This window comes from Paraburkholderia sp. J67 (assembly GCF_905220265.1).
GTDB lineage: Bacteria > Pseudomonadota > Gammaproteobacteria > Burkholderiales > Burkholderiaceae > Paraburkholderia.
Window position 1 is genome coordinate 24,450 of the sequence record NZ_CAJMZK010000040.1, and the last position, 18,944, is coordinate 43,393.

Sequence of the window (18,944 nt, forward strand, 5' to 3'; positions counted from 1 at the left end):
GAACGGCGCCGCGCGTCAAACGACGGGACGATGCAGCAGCACTTCGAACACGAAGCGGCTGCCGACATAGGCGAGCAACAGCGCGACGAACGAAGCGATCACCCAACGCAGCGCGGAACGCCCGCGCCAGCCCGAAATCTTGCGGGCAGTTAGCAGCGCGCCAAACATCAGCCACGAGAGAATCGCGAACACCGTCTTGTGATCGAGCGAAAGCGGACGATCGATCAACTGCTCGCTGAACACGATGCCCGAGATCAGCGTGGCCGTGAGCAAGACAAAACCAGCGCCGATCAGACGGAACAACAGCTTCTCCATCGTCAGCAGCGGCGGCAACGTTTCGACCCAGTTCGACAGCCACCCGCCGCCCTTGTTGCCCGCGTTGCGCTGGAAGCCCACGCCCTTGAGCGCATGCAGGCGACGCTCGACCGCGAGCATCAGCACGGCATGGAGCGCGGCGATCGCGAACAGCCCGTAGGCCACGTTGGCGATCACGAAGTGCAGCTTGAAGAGCGGCGCGGCCGCATAGGGCAGCACGCGCACACCGCCGAACACGAGCGGCAGGATCGACGCCACGGCGGCCAGCGGCAGCAGCAGCAGGCGCAGTCCGTCGAGTGCAAAGAAAAAGCTCTCGATCCAGTAGATCACCGCACCGAGCCAGAACATCGCCGACAGCGCGAACGCGAAGCCGAAGATCATTTCGTGGGCGGGGAAGATCGTCATGTGCAGCAGCACGCCGTGCGCCGCGAGCGCGACGAACAACAGCGCGCGCGAAAGCGCACCGAAACTGCGCGCACGCGCAGCTTCGCCACCTGCGACGCCAGCGCCGCCGTTCGCGCCGATGCGGCCCGCTGGGCCGGCCGTCACTGGAACCGGCGGCACGCTGCCGAAGAGCGGCTCGACGCTCGCGCGACGCAATGCGCGCCAGTCGGCGGCGCACAGACCGCCGTACAGGAGCACGGTGAGGGCATACAGTACAATATCCATGTTCGAAGTTTACTATAGGCCCCCTGGCCGCGCGGGATCGCGACGAATCGGCAACGATTCGCGCCGCCCTCCCGCTCCACGCACCGGGCCGCACTGCTCACCGCCTCCCCATGCTCGACAATCTCACTCAACGGATGGCGCGCGTCGTCAAGACGCTGCGCGGCGAAGCCCGGCTGACCGAAGCCAATACGCAGGAAATGCTGCGCGAGGTGCGCCTCGCACTGCTGGAAGCGGACGTGGCGCTGCCCGTCGTGCGCGAGTTCATCGCCAAGGTGAAGGAAAAGGCGCTAGGCGAGGAAGTGATCTCCAGCCTCTCGCCGGGCCAGGCGCTCGTCGGCGTCGTGCAGCGCGAGCTGACCGCCGTGATTGGCGGCGACTACGAAGGCAAGGCCGTCGAGCTGAACCTCGCCGTCACGCCGCCCGCCGTCATCCTCATGGCGGGTCTGCAGGGCGCGGGTAAGACCACGACCGTCGGCAAGCTCGCCAAGCTCCTGCGCGAGAAGTACAAGAAGAAGGTCCTGACCGTTTCCTGCGACGTCTACCGCCCTGCTGCTATCGCGCAGTTGAAGACGGTGACGGAACAGGTCGGCGCCGACTTCTTCCCCTCGCAGCCCGACCAGAAGCCCGTCGAGATCGCCGCAGCCGCGGTCGACTGGGCCAAGCGACACTATCACGACGTGCTGCTCGTCGACACGGCCGGCCGCCTCGGTATCGACGAGGCGATGATGAACGAGATCGCCGCGCTGCACGCCTCGCTCAAGCCCGCCGAAACGCTCTTCGTGGTCGACGCGATGCTCGGTCAGGACGCGGTCAACACGGCCAAGGCGTTCAACGACACCCTGCCGCTCACCGGCGTCGTGCTCACCAAGCTCGACGGCGACTCGCGCGGCGGCGCGGCGCTTTCCGTGCGCCACATCACCGGCAAGCCGATCAAGTTCGTCGGCGTCGCGGAAAAGCTCGACGGTCTGGAAGTGTTCCACCCGGATCGCATGGCCAACCGTATTCTCGGCATGGGCGACATTCTCGCCCTCGTCGAGGAAGCCCAGCGCGGCGTGGACGTGCAGGCCGCGCAGAAGCTCGCCGACAAGGTCAAGAAGGGCGGCGACTTCGACCTCAACGATTTCCGCGCGCAGCTCTCGCAGATGAAGAAGATGGGCGGCCTGTCATCGCTCATGGACAAACTGCCCGCGCAGTTCCAGCAGGCCGCTTCGGGCGCCGACATGGGTCAGGCCGAAAAGCAGATGCGCCGCATGGAAGGCATCATCAATTCGATGACCGCCCAGGAGCGCGCCAAGCCCGACCTCATCAAGGCCACGCGCAAGCGCCGTATCGCGGCTGGCGCGGGCGTGCAGGTGCAGGAAGTGAACCGTCTGCTCAACCAGTACGACCAGATGCGCACCATGATGAAGAAGCTCAAGGGCGGCAACCTGCAAAAGATGATGCGCGGCATGAAGGGCATGATGCCCGGCATGCGCTGATCGACGATTTTTTGATATCCGGGCCGCGCGGCGCACAGGCGCGCGGGCGGCCCGAAACGACGCGGCGCGCGAGTTGGATCATGAAGCGCGGGTTTTTGCTGTAGCGCGCGCCGTCGTTATTTTCCACACTGAATAGCTACAGCCACCGCCCCGCCAGAGTCATGAATCGCGAAGAAGCCCTCCACATTTTCCGCCACTCCGAAGAAATCGTTTCGGTGAGCGAGGTCAACGCGTCGATCGGCCGGATGGCCGAAGCCATTCGCGCCGATATCAGCGAGGACTTCCCGCTCGTGCTGTCGGTGATGGGTGGCGCGGCCGTGTTCACCGGCATGCTGCTGCCGCATCTCGATTTCCCGCTCGAGTTCGACTACATCCACCTGACGCGCTACCGCAACGCCATCAAGGGCAGCGCGGAGATGCAATGGCGCGTGGCGCCGCGCGAGTCGGTGAAGGACCGCGTCGTGATCGTGCTCGACGACATCCTCGATGAAGGCGAGACGATGGCCGCGATCCGCGACCGCATCATGGACATGGGCGCGAAGCGATTCCTCTCGGCCGTGCTGTGCGAGAAGATCATTCCGAAGGCGAAACCGCTGCATCCGGACTACTGCGGCTTTTCGGTGCCGGATCGCTACGTGTTCGGCTGCGGCATGGACGCGAAAGGCTACTGGCGCAATCTGCCGACCATTCGCGCACTGACGGAAGGCGCGTAAGCTGGCGTCGCGCGTTCAAACGCACCATGAAAAAACGGCCCTTTCGGGCCGTTTTTTTTGGGGCTAATGCGCGCTGCTGAATCAAAGGTGATGTACGAATGCGGCGATGCCCGCGAGAATCATCTCCACCGAAATCGCCACCAGCACGAGGCCCATCAAACGCTCGAAGGCCGTCACCACACGCTCGCCTAACCACTGCTGGATACGCTCCGCGAGCACCAGCACGATCGCGCAGATCGCCATCGTCACCATCAACGCGCCGATCCACTCGAACAACTTGCCGGGCGCTTGCGAGGTCAGCAGCATGACCGTGGCCAGAGCCGAGGGCCCCGCCAGCGCCGGAATCGCCAGCGGCACGATCAGCGGCTCGCCGCCCTTGTCGCCACCACCGAACGGGCCGCCCGGATGCGGAAAGATCATGCGCAGGGCGATCAGGAACAGCACGATGCCGCCGCCGATACGCAGCGACGTGTCCGTGAGCCCCATCATGCGCAGGAAGCCGTTGCCGGCCACCATGAAGATAAGCAGGATCACGAACGCGATCGCCACCTCGCGCAGGATCACGATCGCCCGGCGCTCCCGCGCCACGTGATGCAGGCAGCCGATGAAGAGCGGAATATTGCCGAGCGGATCGGTGATGAGCAGCAGCAGGATCGTCGCGGACAGGAAGCTGTACTCCACGTTCGCAACGCTCCTTTAGCTGGGGTTGATCATCGGGACGATCGAGGGATGCATCAGGCCGCGAGTGCGGCCAGCACCTTCTGCGCCACCGTCTGCGCGGCTTCTTCAGCCGGCAGCAGCGTCGCTTCGGTGTCACGGCGACCCTGGTACTCGATCTTGCCTTCCTTCAGGCCACGATCGCCGATCACCAGACGATGCGGCACGCCGATCAGTTCCCAGTCGGCGAACATCACGCCCGGACGCTCGCCGCGATCGTCGAGGATCACGTCGATGCCGGCTGCGACCAGTTCGTTGTACACGCGCTCGGCGTGCTCGCGCACGAGTTCGCTGCGATCGAGACCCATCGGGCACACGACCACCTGGAACGGGGCGATCGACTCCGGCCAGATGATGCCCTTGTCGTCGAAGTTCTGCTCGATCGCAGCACCCAGAATACGCGTAACGCCAATGCCGTAGCAGCCCATCTGCATCGGTGCGGGCTTGCCGTTTTCAGCGAGGAAAGTCGCGCCCATCGCTTCCGAGTATTTGGTGCCGAGCTGGAACACGTGGCCCACTTCGATACCGCGGCAGATGTCAATCACGCCCTTGCCATCCGGCGACGGATCGCCCTTCTTCACGTTGCGGATGTCGGCAACGACCGGCTCCGGCAGATCGCGGCCCCAGTTCACGCCCGTGGTGTGGAAGTCGACTTCGTTCGAACCCACCACGAAGTCGCTCATGTTCGCGACCGTGCGGTCTGCGATCACCTTGACCGGCTTCTTCGTGTTCAGCGGCCCGAGGTAGCCCGGCGGCGTGCCGAACCATTCGACGATCTCGGCTTCGGTCGCCATGCGGAAACCCGAAAGACCTTCGAGCTTGCCGGCCTTGATCTCGTTCAGATCGTGGTCGCCGCGCAGCATCAGCAACCAGATCGTCGGCTCGGCGCCTTCGTTGTCGGTTGCCAGAATGATCGACTTGATGGTCTTTTCGAGCGGAATGTCGAGCAGCTTCGCGACGGCTTCGCACTTCGCGGCGCCAGGCGTCGAGGTCTTCGTGAGCGCTTCGGCCGGTGCTGCGCGCGTGGCGATCAGCGGGAGGGCTTCGGTCGCTTCGACGTTGGCGGCGAAATCCGAAGTCGGGCAGTAAGCGATGTCGTCCTCGCCCGTTTCGGCGATCACGTGGAACTCGTGCGAGCCGCTGCCGCCGATCGAGCCGTTGTCGGCCACCACCGCGCGGAAGTTCAGGCCCAGGCGCGTGAAGATGCGCACGTAGGCGTCGTACATCTTTTCGTACGACAGCTTCAAACCGTCGACGTCCTTATCGAACGAGTACGCGTCCTTCATGATGAATTCACGGCCGCGCATCACGCCAAAACGGGGACGGATTTCGTCGCGGAACTTCGTCTGCACCTGGTAGAAGTTCACCGGCATCTGACGATAGCTCTTGATCTGGTTGCGCGCGATGTCGGTGACGACTTCCTCGTGCGTCGGACCCATCACGAAATCGGTCTGCTTGCGGTCCTTGAAACGCAGCAGTTCCGGCCCGTATTTCTCCCAGCGACCCGATTCCTGCCAGAGTTCGGCCGGCTGCACCGCCGGCATCAGCAGTTCGATGGCGCCCGCGCGGTTCATTTCCTCGCGCACGATCTGCTCGACCTTGCGAATCGAACGCAGCCCGATCGGCAGATAGTTGTAGATGCCGCCCGCGACGCGACGGATCATGCCGGCGCGGATCATCAACTTGTGGCTGACGATTTCGGCGTCAGCCGGCGCTTCCTTGAGGGTGCCGATAAAGAAACGGGAGGCTTTCATTCAGAGTTTTTTCCAAAAGCGGCGGCGACGGGAGGCCGTCCGAAAGAGTCCAACGGTGGAGATCACAGACCCGACATTATGACAACGCTGCGGGCGTCGCGCAGGTGAGGCCGGCGTGCGCCGCGGCGAGTGCTTCTTGCGCCTTCGCGGCAAAACGCTCCAAACTTCTGGCCGCCGGGTGCGTGAGGACCGTTATCTGTTTATAATCAAAGCAATTTTAAAGGATTCGAAGGTGGTTGTATGCTGGATCGTGAGGGGTTTCGCCCGAACGTCGGCATCATCCTCTTGAACGCGCGAAACGAGGTGTTTTGGGGCAAGCGGGTTCGCGAACATTCCTGGCAGTTTCCGCAAGGGGGCATCAAATATGGTGAAACCCCCATGCAGGCAATGTATCGGGAGTTGCACGAAGAAACCGGCCTGCATCCTGAGCACGTCAAGATCGTCGGTCGCACACGCGACTGGCTGCGTTATGAGGTGCCGGACAAGTTCATCAAACGCGAAGTGCGCGGCCATTATCGCGGTCAGAAACAGATCTGGTTTCTGCTGCGGATGGTCGGGCGCGACTGCGATATCTGCCTGCGGGCGACGGAGCATCCCGAGTTCGACGCATGGCGCTGGAACGAGTACTGGGTGCCGCTCGAAGCGGTCATCGAGTTCAAGCGCGATGTTTATCAGTTGGCGTTGACCGAGCTGTCGCGCTTTTTGCGGCGCCCGGCCATGCCGCGCGTCGAGCGCATCAGCACGCACGGCCCGCATGGACATGAGGTGCGCTACCCGCGCCTCATTACGTCGGCGCACGCCGAGGCCGTGCTGCTCGAGCCTACGCTTGTGGACGACGCAAGCCATGCCGCGCTGGATCGCGAGTGCGACCCGGCGGGGAGTATGATCGAGCCTGCGCCGGACGAGCACGAGTAGTTCGCAGCCAGTTTGCAAAGCCACTCGAAGGCTCGCGTCGTCGCACCCAACGCCCGGACCCGCCAGGCCGGTGCTGCGCAGTCCTCTGCGCAGCGCATGGCGATCCGCATTCGCGGCGCCGCGCATTCGTGCGCGCAGCGCCGGTGCATCGAAGGAATATCAATTTGAAACGATTGGCTCTTGCTGCGGTGTGCGCCGCGGCCGCAAGTAGCGTCCTGCTGTCCGGTTGCGGCAGCTCCGGCCCCACCAACAAGGACGACAGCGCGTTCACCTACCTGCTCGACCGCAAGGGCGACTGGCAGGAAAACAAGCTGGAAGGCCTGCCGGCGTTGCCTGGCCCGGCGTCCACGCTGTACGGCTTCGACGTCTCGAACAACACGCCGCTGAAGTTCGCCGTCGATCCGGCCTCGCTCACCGTCGGTACCGACGGCGTGGTGCGCTACGTGATCGTCATCACGAGCCCCAACGGCGCGCGCAATATCAACTACGAGGGCATTCGCTGCGATACGTACGAGTGGCGCCTCTACGCGAGCCTGAACGCCGACCACAACGGCTGGGATCAGACCGTGGCGAACGACTGGTCGCGCATCGAAAACGGCACGCTCAACGCGTACCAGTCGCGGCTGTACCAGGATTACTTCTGCGCGAACAAGATGCCGATCGGCAAGGCGCCGGTGATCAGCGAAAACATTCGCTTCGGCCGCACGCAATCGACGCTCGTGCGCTGATGTCTGCGCGGGCCGTCCGGCTCGCTGGCTCACTTAGGCGCCGCATATAAAAAAGCCGCAACAGCTAATGACTGTTGCGGCTTTTTTCTCGATGCCCTGACGGGCTTCAGATCAGCACGAGATTGTCGCGGTGGATCAGTTCAGGCTCCAGCATGTAGCCGAGAACGCCTTCGATCTCGCCGCTCGGATGACGCTGGATCAGCTTCGTTTCCGCACTGCTGTAGTTCGTGAGACCGCGCGCGACTTCCACACCCGCCGGATTCAGGCAGGCGATCACCTCGCCGCGTGCGAACGCGCCCTGCACGCCCACCACACCGATAGGCAAGAGGCTCTTGCCGTCCGCCGTGAGCTTTTGCACCGCACCGTCGTCGATCACGACGTGGCCACGCACCTGAAGGTGGTCGGCCATCCATTGCTTGCGCGCCGCCATGCGCGCGGTGCGAGCGATCAACTGCGTGCCGATCGCCTCGCCCTGCGCGAGACGCACCAGCACCTGCTCTTCGCGCCCGCTGGCGATCACGGTATTTGCGCCGCTGTGCGCAGCGCGCTTGGCCGCCAGAATCTTGGTGAGCATGCCGCCACGCCCGATGCTCGAACCCGCGCCGCCCGCCATCGCTTCCAGCTCTGGCTTGCCGGCATCGGCTTCCTGCACGAGCGTAGCAGACGGATCCTTACGCGGATCGGCCGTGTACAGGCCGCTCTGATCGGTGAGGATGACGAGCGCATCGCCTTCGATGAGGTTCGCCACCAGCGCGCCGAGCGTGTCGTTGTCGCCGAACTTGATTTCGTCGGTCACGACCGTGTCGTTCTCGTTGATGATCGGCACCACACCCAGACGCAGCAGCGTGAGCAGCGTCGAGCGCGCATTCAGATAACGCTCGCGATCCGCGAGGTCGGCGTGCGTGAGCAGGATCTGCGCGGTGCGGATATCGTGCTCCGCAAAGCGGCTTTCATAGACCTGCGCGAGCCCCATCTGGCCCACCGCCGCCGCCGCCTGAAGTTCGTCGATCTCGCGCGGCCGCTTCGTCCAGCCGAGACGCTGCATACCTTCGGCAATGGCGCCCGAGCTCACGAGCACGACTTCCTTGCCCTGCGCGCGCAGCGCCGCGATCTGCGCGGCCCATCGGCCAATGGCCGCATGATCGAGCCCGCGGCCATCGTTCGTGACGAGGCTCGAACCGACTTTCACTACCAGACGCCGGGAATCGGCGATGACGGAACGCATGCTGCGCGGTCTCCCCAAATGACTGATGACGCGTGAAACAGCCGGCGCAGCCCGCACGCCGGCCCGAACGGTGACTTATTCCTGCGGTTCCTGCGCGACGCCCTTACCTGCAGCGCCATCGCGGAAGCGCACGTCGGAGGCGAGATCTTCCGCTTCCTCGGCACGGCGTGCGTCCGAATGCTCGGACACGTAGTCGTAGATCGCGTAGCAAAGGTTTTCGCAGCCCTGCCCCGTGAGCGCCGAGATCTCGAACACCGGACCATCCCACTCGAAGCGTTTCACGAAGTCGGCGATACGCGCGGCGCGCTCGTCTTCCGGCACCATGTCGAGCTTGTTCAGCACAAGCCAGCGCGGCTTCTCGAACAGCAACTCGTCGTACTTGCGCAGCTCGCCGACGATCGCCTTCGCTTCCGCCACCGGATCGACCGCCTCGTCGAACGGTGCGAGGTCGACCAGATGCAGCAGCAGGTTGGTGCGCTGGAGGTGTCGCAGGAACTGGTGACCGAGGCCCGCGCCTTCTGCGGCGCCTTCGATCAGGCCAGGAATGTCGGCGATCACGAAGCTGCGGGTCGGTCCCACGCGCACCACGCCGAGATTCGGCGCGAGCGTCGTGAACGGGTAGTCGGCGATCTTCGGCTTGGCGTTGGAAACCGAGGCGATGAAGGTGGACTTGCCCGCGTTGGGCATGCCGAGCAGGCCGACGTCGGCCAGCACCTTCAGCTCCAGCTTGAGCATGCGGCGCTCGCCGGGCTTGCCGTCGGTCTTCTGACGCGGCGCGCGGTTGGTGGACGACTTGAAGTGCAGGTTGCCGAGGCCACCCGCGCCGCCCGTCGCGACCACGACACGCTGGTCGTGCTCGGTCAGGTCGGCGATCAACTCGCCCGTATCCATGTCGCTGATGGTCGTGCCCACCGGCATGCGCAGCGTAATATCTTCGCCGCCCTTGCCATAGCAGTCCGCGCCACGGCCGTTTTCGCCGTTGCGCGCCAGATGCTTCTTGGTATAGCGGTAGTCGATCAGCGTGTTGATATTGCGGTCGGCGACCGCGTAGACGCTGCCGCCACGGCCACCGTCGCCGCCATCCGGCCCGCCGAACGGGACGAACTTCTCGCGTCGCATCGACGCGCTGCCATCGCCCCCATCGCCGGCGATGACTTCGATCTTCGCTTCGTCAATGAACTTCATGCGTTACTCCGTCCCGTCAATCCGGGAATCGTCGGTAATTCGTTATTGTGCCCACGTATTGTGCTCGCCGGGGCCATGCTTGCCCACCAGGCCGAATGGCCAGCGATCTGTGCGCTTTTCGCGCGCCGCGTGTCGGCCGGCGCGCGAAAAACGCACGGACAAATGCGCAGATAAACAAAAGGCCCCGCAGACTTCGCGGGGCCTTCCTTGCGTCGCTTGCGAACGGACTAGAACTTAAGCCGCTGCCGGAGTGACGTTGACCATGTGCTTGTTCGCTGCGCCCTTGGTCGAGAACGAGACGTGGCCGTCGACCAGTGCGTAAAGCGTGTGGTCCTTGCCGATGCCGACGTTCAGGCCCGGGTGCATACGCGTACCGCGCTGGCGAACGATGATGCCGCCTGCGAGGATTGCCTGACCGCCGAACACCTTCACGCCAAGTCGTTTCGACTCTGAGTCGCGGCCGTTACGTGACGACCCGCCTGCCTTTTTGTGTGCCATTTGTTTGCTCCTTTACCTGCGTGCGCTTACGCGTTGATCGCGTCGATGCGCAGTTCGGTGTAGTTCTGGCGGTGGCCGCCATGCTTCTGGTAGTGCTTCCGGCGACGCATCTTGAAGATGGTCACTTTGGCGTGTCGGCCTTGCGACACAACGGTGGCCTTGACGGAAGCCCCACTGACCAGCGGCGTACCGAACTTAATCGATTCGCCTTCGCCCACTGCGAGAACCTGGTCGAGCGTGATTTCTGCGTCAATGTCAGCCGGTATCTGTTCTACTTTAAGTTTTTCGCCAACGGCAACCTTGTACTGCTTGCCACCGGTTTTTATGACCGCGTACATTGAGAACCTCACTCTGCAATAATTTCAGGCACACTGCGCGCCCGAAACCTTAGATTATACATAGAGTTAGCTGCGCGGTCAAAAAGGATTGACAAGTGCGTGCGAGGTGCTTCCGCACGTGTCGCAGCAAGGCTCTCCAGCCGTCGCCATCGCCCCGCCAGACAAGGTCAAAATAGAGGGAAGCATCAGCCGAACGGTAGAGCTGGGTCCGGCCTGCGCCGGATTCGCCTTATAATCCGCGGCACTACCTATATTTGCCATCATGTCGTCCACCGCCACCCCTACCCCCAGCGCAGCCACCCTGCTCGCGCCCATCGCCAGCGACATGGAGCAGGTGAACCGTGTCATCCGGCAAAGTCTGGCGTCCGAGGTGATGCTGATTAACCAGATCTCCGAGTACATCATCGGTGCGGGCGGCAAGCGGCTGCGCCCGGCCCTGCTGCTGCTCGTGGCCGGTGCACTGGGCGATCGCAGCACGCACCGCCACACGCTCGCGGCGGTTGTCGAGTTCATCCACACCGCCACGCTGCTGCACGACGATGTCGTCGACGAATCCGACCTGCGGCGCGGTCGCCAGACCGCCAATGCGCTATTCGGCAACGCGGCCAGCGTGCTGGTGGGCGACTATCTGTACTCGCGCTCGTTCGAGATGATGGTGGGCGTCGGCAAGATGCGCGTGATGGAAATCCTCTCGCAGGCCACCACGATCATTTCCGAAGGGGAAGTGCTGCAACTCCTGAACATGCATGATGCGGACGTGGACACCGAACGCTACATGCAGGTCATCCGCTACAAGACGGCCAAGCTGTTCGAAGCGGCAGCGCAGCTGGGAGCGGTGCTGTCGGGGGCGGATGCGCGTACTGAAGAAGCAGCGGCGGAATACGGCCGACGCATGGGCACGGCGTTCCAGATCATGGACGACTGGCTCGATTACACCGGCACGGCCGAATCGATGGGCAAGAACGCCGGCGACGATCTGCGCGAAGGCAAGCCCACGCTGCCGCTGATCTGGCTGATCGAGCACGGCACGGCCGCCGAAGCGGCACTCGCACGCGAAGCCATCGAACAGGGCGGCACGACGCGCTTCGACGAAATCTTCGCGGCCATCACGCGTTCGGGCGCGCTCGATCACACGCTCCAATGCGCGAAGGCAGAGGCCCAGGCAGCCGCCGATGCAATTTCTTCATTTCCCTCTTCCCAATACAAAGAGAGCCTGCTAGAATTATGTTCTTACTCGACGACGCGCCAGTCTTGAAGAAGACGAAGCAGGTCAGAAGAGTAAAGCAGTAAAATTCGGGGTGTAGCTTAGCCTGGTAGAGCGCTACGTTCGGGACGTAGAGGCCGGAGGTTCGAATCCTCTCACCCCGACCAGAATTCTGAAAAAAACCGCACACGTGTTGTGCGGTTTTTTTTTCGCCTGTCGCAAACGCACTCGCACCTTCAGCACAGGCAGGCCTTGGCCGAATGGCCAGCGCACTTCCCACAGCGACTGCCCGGCAACACCCCTCTGCTATAGTTTCCCCATCCGCTCCCCTCACTCTTTCCTCAAGCGTGGACCACATTCCCTTATGGGCGCAGATTTGCGCCGTCTTCGTCCTGCTCATCTGTTCCAGCTTCTTCTCCATCTCCGAAACGGCGATGATGGCGCTCAACCGCCATCGCCTGAAATTTCTCGCGAGTCACGGCGCGCTCGGCGCGAAGACCACGCAGAAGCTGCTCGGCCGCACCGACCTGCTGCTCTCGGTCATCCTGATCGGCAACAATCTGTTCAACACGATCATCCCGGTGCTCACCACCTCGATCGCGCTGCATACGTTCGGGCATAACAACGTCGTGCTGTCGATCGCGACCGGCATCGTCGCGTTCCTCATCATCGTGTTCGCGGAAATCACGCCGAAGATCGCCGGCGCCACTTTCCCGGAAAAGATCGCGCTGCCCGCGAGCCTCGTCATCGCGCCGCTCATGCGCGTGACGAAACCCCTCATCTGGTTCGTGAACATGTTCGCGAACGCGATCCTGCGCATGTTGCGCATCAACACGAGCAAGGCGCACGACCAGCGCCTGTCGACCGAGGAATTGCGCACCATCGTGCTGGAGTCCGGCAGCTTCATGCCGACCAAGCACCGCAGCATTCTGCTGAACCTGTTCGATCTCGAAAACATCACCGTCGACGACGTGATGATTCCGCGTCGTCGCATCGAAGCGCTCGACTACGATGCGCCGCTCGACGACATCCTGCATCAACTCGAAACCTGCTATCACAACAAGCTGATCGTCTATCAAGGCGACATCGACCGTGTGCTCGGCGTGCTGCACGTGCGCAAGACGCTGGCTGCGTTGCACAACCAGGATTTCGAGCGCGAGACGTTGCGCGAATTGCTCACGGAACCCTACTTCGTTCCGACCGGCACGCCGGTGTTCCAGCAACTTCAGTACTTCCAGGAAAGTCGCCATCGCATCGCGCTCGTGGTGAACGAGTACGGCGAGATGGAGGGGCTCGTCACGCCCGAGGACATCATCGAAGAATTGATCGGCGAATTCACCACGACCATGCCGCGCAGCGGCACCGGCCGCGGCGGCTGGAACGATCAGGGCGAGTGCATCGTGCCGGGCAGCATGCCCTTGCGCGAGCTCAACCGCTGGCTGCACATCACGCTACCGACGGACGGGCCGAAGACGCTCAACGGTCTGATCCTCGAAGTGCTCGAGGAGATTCCCGAAGGCGATGTGTGCGTGCAGATCGGCGACGTGAAGCTCGAAGTCATGCGCGCCGACGATCAGGCCGTGCGCACCGTCAAGCTCTTCAAGCCGGGCACGATGCCGGGCAAGCCCGCACGAAGCACGCTGGAGAAGGCGAAGAAGCTCCTGCCGGGTCGTTAGCCATTCGGCCGAATAGCGCGTAAAGACGCGTCAGCCGATCATGAAGCCATTACTCGCTCACGGCGGCTTCGGGCCGGCAATCGATGTTTTCCACTCCTGATCGTTCTGGCGCACAGGGCACCGCTGCACGTGCGGTCGATTCCGCACCGGGCGGCGGCTTCGGCGCCCTGGCTAAGCCCGCGGCTTCGCCCCCGTCTTCATCGGCCGCATCCGACGATGCCCCCGCAGTACGCCTGCTCGCCGACACCCTGCGCGAAGCCGCGCGCCGCAACGCCTCCGACCTGCATATCGAACCGCTGGAACAGGGCTGGCGCGTGCGCCTGCGCATCGACGGCGTGCTGCATGAGATCGGCCGCCCGCCCGCGCATCTGCGCGACGCGTTCGTGACGCGTATCAAGGTGCTCGCGCGCATGGACATCGCCGAGCGCCGCATTCCCCAGGACGGTCGTCTTCGGCTTGCGCCACGCGGCGAGAGCCTGGCGCACGAAGACTATCGTGTGAACTCGCTGCCCACGCTGCACGGCGAAAAGCTCGTGCTGCGACGACTCGAAGCGTTGCCCGCCGATCTCTCGCTTGCGGCGCTCGGCCTCGACGACACTCAGCGCGATGCACTGAGCGCGGCGATCGGCGCCCCGCATGGGCTTGTGTTGGTCACGGGCCCAACCGGCAGCGGCAAAACGCTCTCGCTCTACTGCTTCCTGCAAATGCTCAACGATGCCTCGCGCAATCTCTGCTCGGTCGAAGACCCCGCGGAAATCCAGCTTGCCGGCATCAACCAGGTCAACGTGCGCGAGAAAGCCGGTCTCACCTTCGCACTCGCATTGCGCGCCCTGCTGCGTCAGGATCCCGACATCATCATGATCGGTGAGATCCGCGACGAGGAAACCGCCAGCGTCGCGGTGAAGGCCGCGCAAACGGGCCATCTCGTGCTCTCCACGCTGCACACGAATGATGCGCCCACCGCACTCGCGCGGCTCATCGACATCGGCGTCGAACCGTACAACCTCGCGGCCGCATTGCGGCTCGTCACAGCGCAGCGACTCGTGCGGCGCTTATGCCGCGAATGCCGCCAGCGCGCGGACGAATCGCCCGCGACCTTGCGCGCGGCAGGACTCGACGATGCGCAGCCCTTTGTCGCCAAAGGCTGTGAAGCCTGCCACGGCATCGGGTATCGCGGACGAGTGGGTATCCATGAAGTCATGCCGGTGAGCGCCGCCATGCGCGACATGATCGTCGCGCGGCGCAGCGCGCACGACATCGCACGCCAGGCGCGCATGGAAGGTGTCGCCACACTGCGCGACGCCGCGCTCGCCCGCGTGCGGGATGGCACGACGAGCCTCGCCGAAGCCATCGCCGCAACGGACGAATCGTGACGACGCCCGCGCGCGCCGCTCCCGACTCGCGCTTTGCGTGGCGCGGCCTCGATACATCCGGCGTCGCCCGACGCGGCACGCTGATCGCATTTGACGCCACGGCGGCACGCATCGCGCTCAAACGCCAGCGCATCACCGCCACTTTGCTTGAGCGGCGCGGACCCGCGCCGCCGCCACGCGCGAATCAAGCCGATATCACGCGCTTCACGCGTCAGCTCGCGAGTCTGCTGCGCGCGGGCTTGCCGCTCGCCAGCGCGCTTGAACTGCTTGCGCAGGCGCCAGGGCCGCAGGGGCTGCCGCGCATCGCCGCCGCACTCGCACGCGAAATCACGGCAGGCCGGCGTTTCGCCGAAGCGCTTGCGCAGCATCCATCGCGTTTCGGTTCGCTCTATTGCCAGCTCGTGGCCGTGGGCGAGGCTTCAGGTGCGCTCGCCGGTGTGCTTGCACGTATCGCCGACGATCGCGAACGCGCTGCGGCACAACGCGCCAAGGTGCGGGCGGCGCTCACCTATCCGGTCGCGGTGCTCCTGCTCGCGCTCGCGATCACCTCGGCGTTGCTGATCTGGGTCGTACCCACGTTCAAGCAGATCTTCGACGGCTTCGGCGCCGCGCTGCCCGCGCCCACGCAGTTCGTACTGATGCTCTCGGCGGCGGCTGCGCGCTGGAGCGTGCCGGTCGTAATAAGCGTAGCGGCGATGACCTTCGCGCTCCATGCCCTGCTGCGCAAATCCTTAGCGGCACGCCTGGCCTTTGGGCGCTTCGTACTTGCGCTGCCACTCGCCGGCGCACTGCTCACGACGCTATGCGCCGCACGCTGGAGCCGCGCGCTCGGCACGCTGCTCGGTGCCGGCACGCCACTCGCCGACGCCTTCGATTCGCTCACGCACGCCAGCGGCAACGCCTTCTTCGATCATGCGAGCGCGGGCATCAGTGCAAGACTGCGTCATGGCGAGCGACTGGCCTCCGCCATGCGCTCGGCAGGTTGCTTTCCCGATGACGTGATCCAGCCCGTCGCGGTCGCGGAGGAATCGGGCGCGCTCGACGCGATGCTGCTCGATGTCGCCGCGCTCGCCGACCGTCAGGTGGACGAAAAGATCGCGCTCGTCGCGAGCCTGTGCGAGCCGCTCATCATCGTGGTGCTCGGCGCGCTGGTCGGCGGCCTCGTGGTCGCGATGTATCTTCCCATCATTCAACTGGGCAACGTGGTGTAGCATCGCTGCCAGATTACGGTTCCCGCACATGTCCGTCCTGATATCGCCCTCCGCTGCTCCCGCGTTACTCGCCTCGACCGTCGATGCGTCCACGCCGCTCTCCGTCGCGCTCAGTGCTCTGCCCCCCGGCTTGCTGATGGGCTTCGCGATCGTGATCGGCCTCGTGATCGGCAGCTTTCTCAATGTCGTCGTGCATCGCTTGCCGATCATGCTTGAGCGCGCGTGGCGCGCCGACGCCGAGGAAGCATTGGGCCACACGCCCACGAGCGGCGAACTTTTCAGCGACGGCCTGCCCGCACGCTACAACCTCTGGCTGCCGCGCAGCGCGTGCACGCACTGCGGTCACGTATTGCGTGCGTGGGAAAACATTCCACTGCTGAGTTGGCTCGCGTTGCGCGGCCGCTGCTCGCACTGCGGCACGCGCGTGAGCGTGCGTTATCCGGCCATCGAACTCGCAGGCGCTGTCTGCGCCGTGGGTGCGCTGCTCGCGTTCGGGCCCACGGGCAAGGCACTTGCTGCGTTTGCACTGAGCGCGGCACTCATCGCTGCGAGCGCAATCGATCTCGAACATCACCTGCTGCCCGACGCCATTACGCTGCCGCTCGTCTGGGCCGGCCTGCTTGTGAATCTCGCCGATACCTTCACCGATCTGCAAAGCGCAGTGATCGGCGCGGTGGCAGGTTATCTGGTGCTCTGGTGCGTGTACTGGATATTCCGTCTGTTGCGTGGCGTCGAAGGCATGGGACATGGCGACTTCAAACTACTCGCCGCGCTCGGGGCATGGCTTGGCTGGGCCGCGTTGCCGCAGATCGTCGTGATCGGCGCGGTGGCCGGCGCGGTGGTCGGCCTCGCAGCCACCTTGAGTGGCCGCATGCGTTTCGAAGAACCGTTGCCGTTCGGCCCCTATCTGGCCGCGGGTGCGTTCGTCACGCTGTTCATGGGCACTCCCCTCTATGGCGTTTTTGCCTGAAGTTTTGCGTAAGGGAATGAAACGATGATTGCGGTCGGATTGACTGGGGGTATCGGCAGCGGCAAATCGACGGTCGCGGATCTGTTCGCGGCGCGCGGCGTACCGCTCGTGGATACCGATGTAATTGCGCATCGCGTCACCGCACCGCATGGCCTGGCCATGCCGCAGATCGCCGCACAATTCGGCCCTGAATTTGTCGCGGCCGATGGCTCGATGGACCGCGCGCGCATGCGTGCGCTCGTGTTCGGCGACGAGGCCGCGCGCAAGCAACTCGAAGCGATCACGCATCCGCTGATCCGCGCCGAAACCGAGCGCGAAACGCGCGAAGCCAACGGGCCTTACGTGATCATCGTGGTGCCGCTGCTGGTCGAATCGGGCACGTGGAAATCGCGCGTGGATCGCGTGCTGAGCGTCGATTGCAGCGTGGAAACGCAGATCGCTCGCGTGATGCAGCGCAATGGCTTCGCACGCGAGCAGGTGCTGGCGATCATCGCGCGTCAGGCCACGCGCGAAGCCCGCCTCGCCGCCGCCGACGATGTGATCGTCAATGATGGCGCCACGCTCGACACGCTCGCGCAGAACGTCGAAATGTTGCATCAGCGTTATCTCGCCCTCGCGCGCGCGTAGTGTCCCAGCTGCGCTTGCAGCAGCGCCGCCAGGACGCAAATACGGGACATCAAGCGAAAACTCACGGGAATCTGCAAGAAAACACGGATGTGGCAGGCTTGCGCGCTCGCGTGCGATTGCGACGCTAGTCCCAGCGCATTAGAATGTCCTGCAATCCTTCACCGACCACGCCCGAGGCGAGCGCGCTTGATTCTTTACGAGTATCCCTTCAACGAGCGAATCCGGACGCTGCTGCGCCTCGAAGACCTGTTCGAGCGTTTCACGTTTTTCCTGACCCAGGAGGATCCGAGGGAACATCACGTCGCGCTCACGACGCTGTTCGAAATTGCGGAAGTCGCAGGTCGTGCCGATCTCAAATCGGACCTGATGAAAGAGCTCGAAAGGCAGCGTCAGACGCTCGCGCCGTTCCGCGGCAATCCCGGCATTGAACAGAATGCACTGGAGAGCGTGCTCGGTGAAATCGAGCAGACCCTCGCCGGCCTCACGCAGATGCAGGGCAAGACCGGCCAGCATCTTGCGGACAACGAATGGCTCACCAGCATCCGTAGCCGCGCAATCATTCCGGGCGGCACCTGCAAGTTCGATCTGCCTTCGTACTACGCATGGCAGCAATTGCATCCCGACCAGCGCCGCCAGGACATCGCCAAGTGGGTGACACCGCTGCTGCCATTGCGCGACGCCGCCAGCATCGTGCTGCGTCTGGCGCGCGAGTCCGGTCAGGCGTCGAAGGTCATGGCTATGCAGGGCAGCTACCAGCAGATGCTGTCGGGCCGCACGTATCAATTGATGCAGGTGCGCGTGGCGCCCGATCTGCGCGTCATTCCTGAAGCGAGCGCCAACAAGTACATGCTGTGGGTGCGCTTCACGGTGCAGGACGGCGATCTGCGTCCGCGTGCCGTCGATCAGGACGTACCGTTCCAGCTCACGCTCTGCAGCCTTTAAAAACGACCCATTCGGCACAATCTGGCACCATCGCCAGCATTGTTTTAGCCGGGTTTGTTTTAGCGAATTTTGCCAACCGCGGCGGCGCCGTCCTCAGGGTGCCGCCCAGCCACTGAACATTCAATCGCATGACCACCGTCGTCAAATGTCCAACCTGCGGCAAGGATGTCCGCTGGGTGCCGGAAAACCGCTTCCGCCCGTTCTGCTCCGAGCGCTGCAAGCAGATGGATCTCGGTGCGTGGGCGGCTGAAAAGTACCGGATCGGCGGCAATGAGGAAGACACGCCGCCCGATGACGAGGCGCCGCCCACCGATACGCGCCAGTAAGTGCGTCAATCAGCCTCTCGCGCCAGACAAGAAAAAAGCCGCTGCACGTCGATCGTGCAGCGGCTTTTGTGTTTCTGCGC

Annotated in this window: 19 protein-coding genes and 1 tRNA gene; 13 read left to right on the forward strand and 7 right to left on the reverse strand. The window is 63.9% G+C overall.

The features are described from left to right. Positions 1 to 15: 15 nt before the first annotated feature. Entirely contained in the window at positions 16 to 984 is a 969-nt protein-coding gene (locus U5782_RS38365; RefSeq protein ID WP_322049077.1) for an inner membrane protein YpjD, read from the reverse strand. A 110-nt stretch (positions 985 to 1,094) separates the two neighbouring features. Between U5782_RS38365 and ffh the strand changes: the two genes are divergently transcribed. Together ffh and U5782_RS38375 are read left to right on the forward strand one after the other, a co-directional pair. Beyond that, positions 1,095 to 2,462: a signal recognition particle protein gene (gene ffh, locus U5782_RS38370; protein WP_322049078.1), complete on the forward strand. Its 1,368-nt coding sequence runs from the start codon at positions 1,095 to 1,097 to the stop codon at positions 2,460 to 2,462. A gap of 161 nt (positions 2,463 to 2,623) precedes the next feature. Next, on the forward strand, positions 2,624 to 3,175 hold the full coding sequence (locus U5782_RS38375) for a hypoxanthine-guanine phosphoribosyltransferase (RefSeq protein WP_183731506.1): 552 nt from the start codon (positions 2,624 to 2,626) through the stop codon (positions 3,173 to 3,175). Positions 3,176 to 3,256: 81 nt separating this feature from the next. Here the strand turns inward: U5782_RS38375 and U5782_RS38380 are convergent, their stop codons facing one another. Together U5782_RS38380 and U5782_RS38385 are read right to left on the reverse strand one after the other, a co-directional pair. Then, the gene (locus tag U5782_RS38380; RefSeq protein ID WP_322049079.1) at positions 3,257 to 3,856 is read right to left on the reverse strand and encodes a MarC family protein; all 600 of its coding nucleotides are present in this window, start codon (positions 3,854 to 3,856) and stop codon (positions 3,257 to 3,259) included. A gap of 53 nt (positions 3,857 to 3,909) precedes the next feature. Continuing rightward, positions 3,910 to 5,646 (reverse strand): proline--tRNA ligase, encoded by a 1,737-nt coding sequence (locus U5782_RS38385; protein ID WP_322049080.1) that lies wholly within the window; start codon positions 5,644 to 5,646, stop codon positions 3,910 to 3,912. Between the two features lie 240 nt (positions 5,647 to 5,886). Here U5782_RS38385 and U5782_RS38390 point away from each other — a divergent pair, with 240 nt between their 5' ends. Next, a complete protein-coding gene (locus tag U5782_RS38390) occupies positions 5,887 to 6,561 on the forward strand; it encodes an RNA pyrophosphohydrolase (protein WP_322049081.1) in 675 nt (224 codons plus the stop codon). A 164-nt stretch (positions 6,562 to 6,725) separates the two neighbouring features. Beyond that, positions 6,726 to 7,289 (forward strand): CNP1-like family protein, encoded by a 564-nt coding sequence (locus U5782_RS38395; protein ID WP_322049082.1) that lies wholly within the window; start codon positions 6,726 to 6,728, stop codon positions 7,287 to 7,289. A 106-nt stretch (positions 7,290 to 7,395) separates the two neighbouring features. Here U5782_RS38395 and proB read toward each other — a convergent pair whose 3' ends face one another. From proB to rplU, 4 genes are all read right to left on the reverse strand, one after another. After that, positions 7,396 to 8,514 (reverse strand): glutamate 5-kinase, encoded by a 1,119-nt coding sequence (gene proB, locus U5782_RS38400; protein ID WP_322049083.1) that lies wholly within the window; start codon positions 8,512 to 8,514, stop codon positions 7,396 to 7,398. A gap of 75 nt (positions 8,515 to 8,589) precedes the next feature. Continuing rightward, complete coding sequence (gene cgtA, locus U5782_RS38405; protein ID WP_322049084.1) at positions 8,590 to 9,699, reverse strand: Obg family GTPase CgtA; 1,110 nt, start codon at positions 9,697 to 9,699, stop codon at positions 8,590 to 8,592. Between the two features lie 234 nt (positions 9,700 to 9,933). After that, the gene (gene rpmA, locus U5782_RS38410; RefSeq protein WP_322049085.1) at positions 9,934 to 10,197 is read right to left on the reverse strand and encodes a 50S ribosomal protein L27; all 264 of its coding nucleotides are present in this window, start codon (positions 10,195 to 10,197) and stop codon (positions 9,934 to 9,936) included. 26 nt (positions 10,198 to 10,223) lie between these two features. Then, entirely contained in the window at positions 10,224 to 10,535 is a 312-nt protein-coding gene (gene rplU, locus U5782_RS38415) for a 50S ribosomal protein L21 (RefSeq protein ID WP_007180329.1), read from the reverse strand. A gap of 262 nt (positions 10,536 to 10,797) precedes the next feature. Between rplU and U5782_RS38420 the strand changes: the two genes are divergently transcribed. The 9 genes from U5782_RS38420 (at position 10,798) to U5782_RS38460 (ending at position 18,864) form a co-directional block, all read left to right on the forward strand. Continuing rightward, entirely contained in the window at positions 10,798 to 11,790 is a 993-nt protein-coding gene (locus U5782_RS38420; RefSeq protein ID WP_322049086.1) for a polyprenyl synthetase family protein, read from the forward strand. A gap of 39 nt (positions 11,791 to 11,829) precedes the next feature. Beyond that, positions 11,830 to 11,906 (forward strand) — tRNA-Pro (locus U5782_RS38425). Positions 11,907 to 12,086: 180 nt separating this feature from the next. Then, on the forward strand, positions 12,087 to 13,415 hold the full coding sequence (locus U5782_RS38430; protein ID WP_322049087.1) for an HlyC/CorC family transporter: 1,329 nt from the start codon (positions 12,087 to 12,089) through the stop codon (positions 13,413 to 13,415). Between the two features lie 83 nt (positions 13,416 to 13,498). Next, on the forward strand, positions 13,499 to 14,788 hold the full coding sequence (locus U5782_RS38435; protein ID WP_322049088.1) for a GspE/PulE family protein: 1,290 nt from the start codon (positions 13,499 to 13,501) through the stop codon (positions 14,786 to 14,788). Beyond that, complete coding sequence (locus U5782_RS38440; protein WP_322049089.1) at positions 14,785 to 15,999, forward strand: type II secretion system F family protein; 1,215 nt, start codon at positions 14,785 to 14,787, stop codon at positions 15,997 to 15,999. The genes U5782_RS38435 and U5782_RS38440 overlap by 4 nt, the downstream gene beginning before the upstream one ends. Positions 16,000 to 16,027: 28 nt before the next feature. Continuing rightward, entirely contained in the window at positions 16,028 to 16,969 is a 942-nt protein-coding gene (locus U5782_RS38445; protein WP_322049090.1) for an A24 family peptidase, read from the forward strand. A gap of 24 nt (positions 16,970 to 16,993) precedes the next feature. Continuing rightward, complete coding sequence (gene coaE / locus U5782_RS38450; protein WP_322049091.1) at positions 16,994 to 17,596, forward strand: dephospho-CoA kinase; 603 nt, start codon at positions 16,994 to 16,996, stop codon at positions 17,594 to 17,596. Between the two features lie 186 nt (positions 17,597 to 17,782). After that, a complete protein-coding gene (gene zapD, locus U5782_RS38455; RefSeq protein WP_322049092.1) occupies positions 17,783 to 18,538 on the forward strand; it encodes a cell division protein ZapD in 756 nt (251 codons plus the stop codon). A 128-nt stretch (positions 18,539 to 18,666) separates the two neighbouring features. After that, positions 18,667 to 18,864 carry a DNA gyrase inhibitor YacG gene (locus tag U5782_RS38460; RefSeq protein ID WP_027817984.1) on the forward strand — a complete coding sequence of 66 codons (198 nt, stop codon included), beginning with the start codon at positions 18,667 to 18,669 and terminating at the stop codon, positions 18,862 to 18,864. The last annotated feature ends 80 nt before the right edge of the window (positions 18,865 to 18,944 follow it).

Excerpts from the sequence above, each read along its gene's own strand:
- U5782_RS38365 (WP_322049077.1), bottom strand. The coding sequence starts at position 984 with ATGGATATTGTACTGTATGCCCTCACCGTGCTCCTGTACGGCGGTCTG.
- ffh (WP_322049078.1), top strand. The coding sequence starts at position 1,095 with ATGCTCGACAATCTCACTCAACGGATGGCGCGCGTCGTCAAGACGCTG.
- U5782_RS38375 (WP_183731506.1), top strand. The coding sequence starts at position 2,624 with ATGAATCGCGAAGAAGCCCTCCACATTTTCCGCCACTCCGAAGAAATC.
- U5782_RS38385 (WP_322049080.1), bottom strand. The coding sequence starts at position 5,646 with ATGAAAGCCTCCCGTTTCTTTATCGGCACCCTCAAGGAAGCGCCGGCT.
- U5782_RS38390 (WP_322049081.1), top strand. The coding sequence starts at position 5,887 with ATGCTGGATCGTGAGGGGTTTCGCCCGAACGTCGGCATCATCCTCTTG.
- proB (WP_322049083.1), bottom strand. The coding sequence starts at position 8,514 with ATGCGTTCCGTCATCGCCGATTCCCGGCGTCTGGTAGTGAAAGTCGGT.
- cgtA (WP_322049084.1), bottom strand. The coding sequence starts at position 9,699 with ATGAAGTTCATTGACGAAGCGAAGATCGAAGTCATCGCCGGCGATGGG.
- rpmA (WP_322049085.1), bottom strand. The coding sequence starts at position 10,197 with ATGGCACACAAAAAGGCAGGCGGGTCGTCACGTAACGGCCGCGACTCA.
- rplU (WP_007180329.1), bottom strand. The coding sequence starts at position 10,535 with ATGTACGCGGTCATAAAAACCGGTGGCAAGCAGTACAAGGTTGCCGTT.
- U5782_RS38420 (WP_322049086.1), top strand. The coding sequence starts at position 10,798 with ATGTCGTCCACCGCCACCCCTACCCCCAGCGCAGCCACCCTGCTCGCG.
- U5782_RS38435 (WP_322049088.1), top strand. The coding sequence starts at position 13,499 with ATGTTTTCCACTCCTGATCGTTCTGGCGCACAGGGCACCGCTGCACGT.
- U5782_RS38445 (WP_322049090.1), top strand. The coding sequence starts at position 16,028 with ATGTCCGTCCTGATATCGCCCTCCGCTGCTCCCGCGTTACTCGCCTCG.
- coaE (WP_322049091.1), top strand. The coding sequence starts at position 16,994 with ATGATTGCGGTCGGATTGACTGGGGGTATCGGCAGCGGCAAATCGACG.
- U5782_RS38460 (WP_027817984.1), top strand. The coding sequence starts at position 18,667 with ATGACCACCGTCGTCAAATGTCCAACCTGCGGCAAGGATGTCCGCTGG.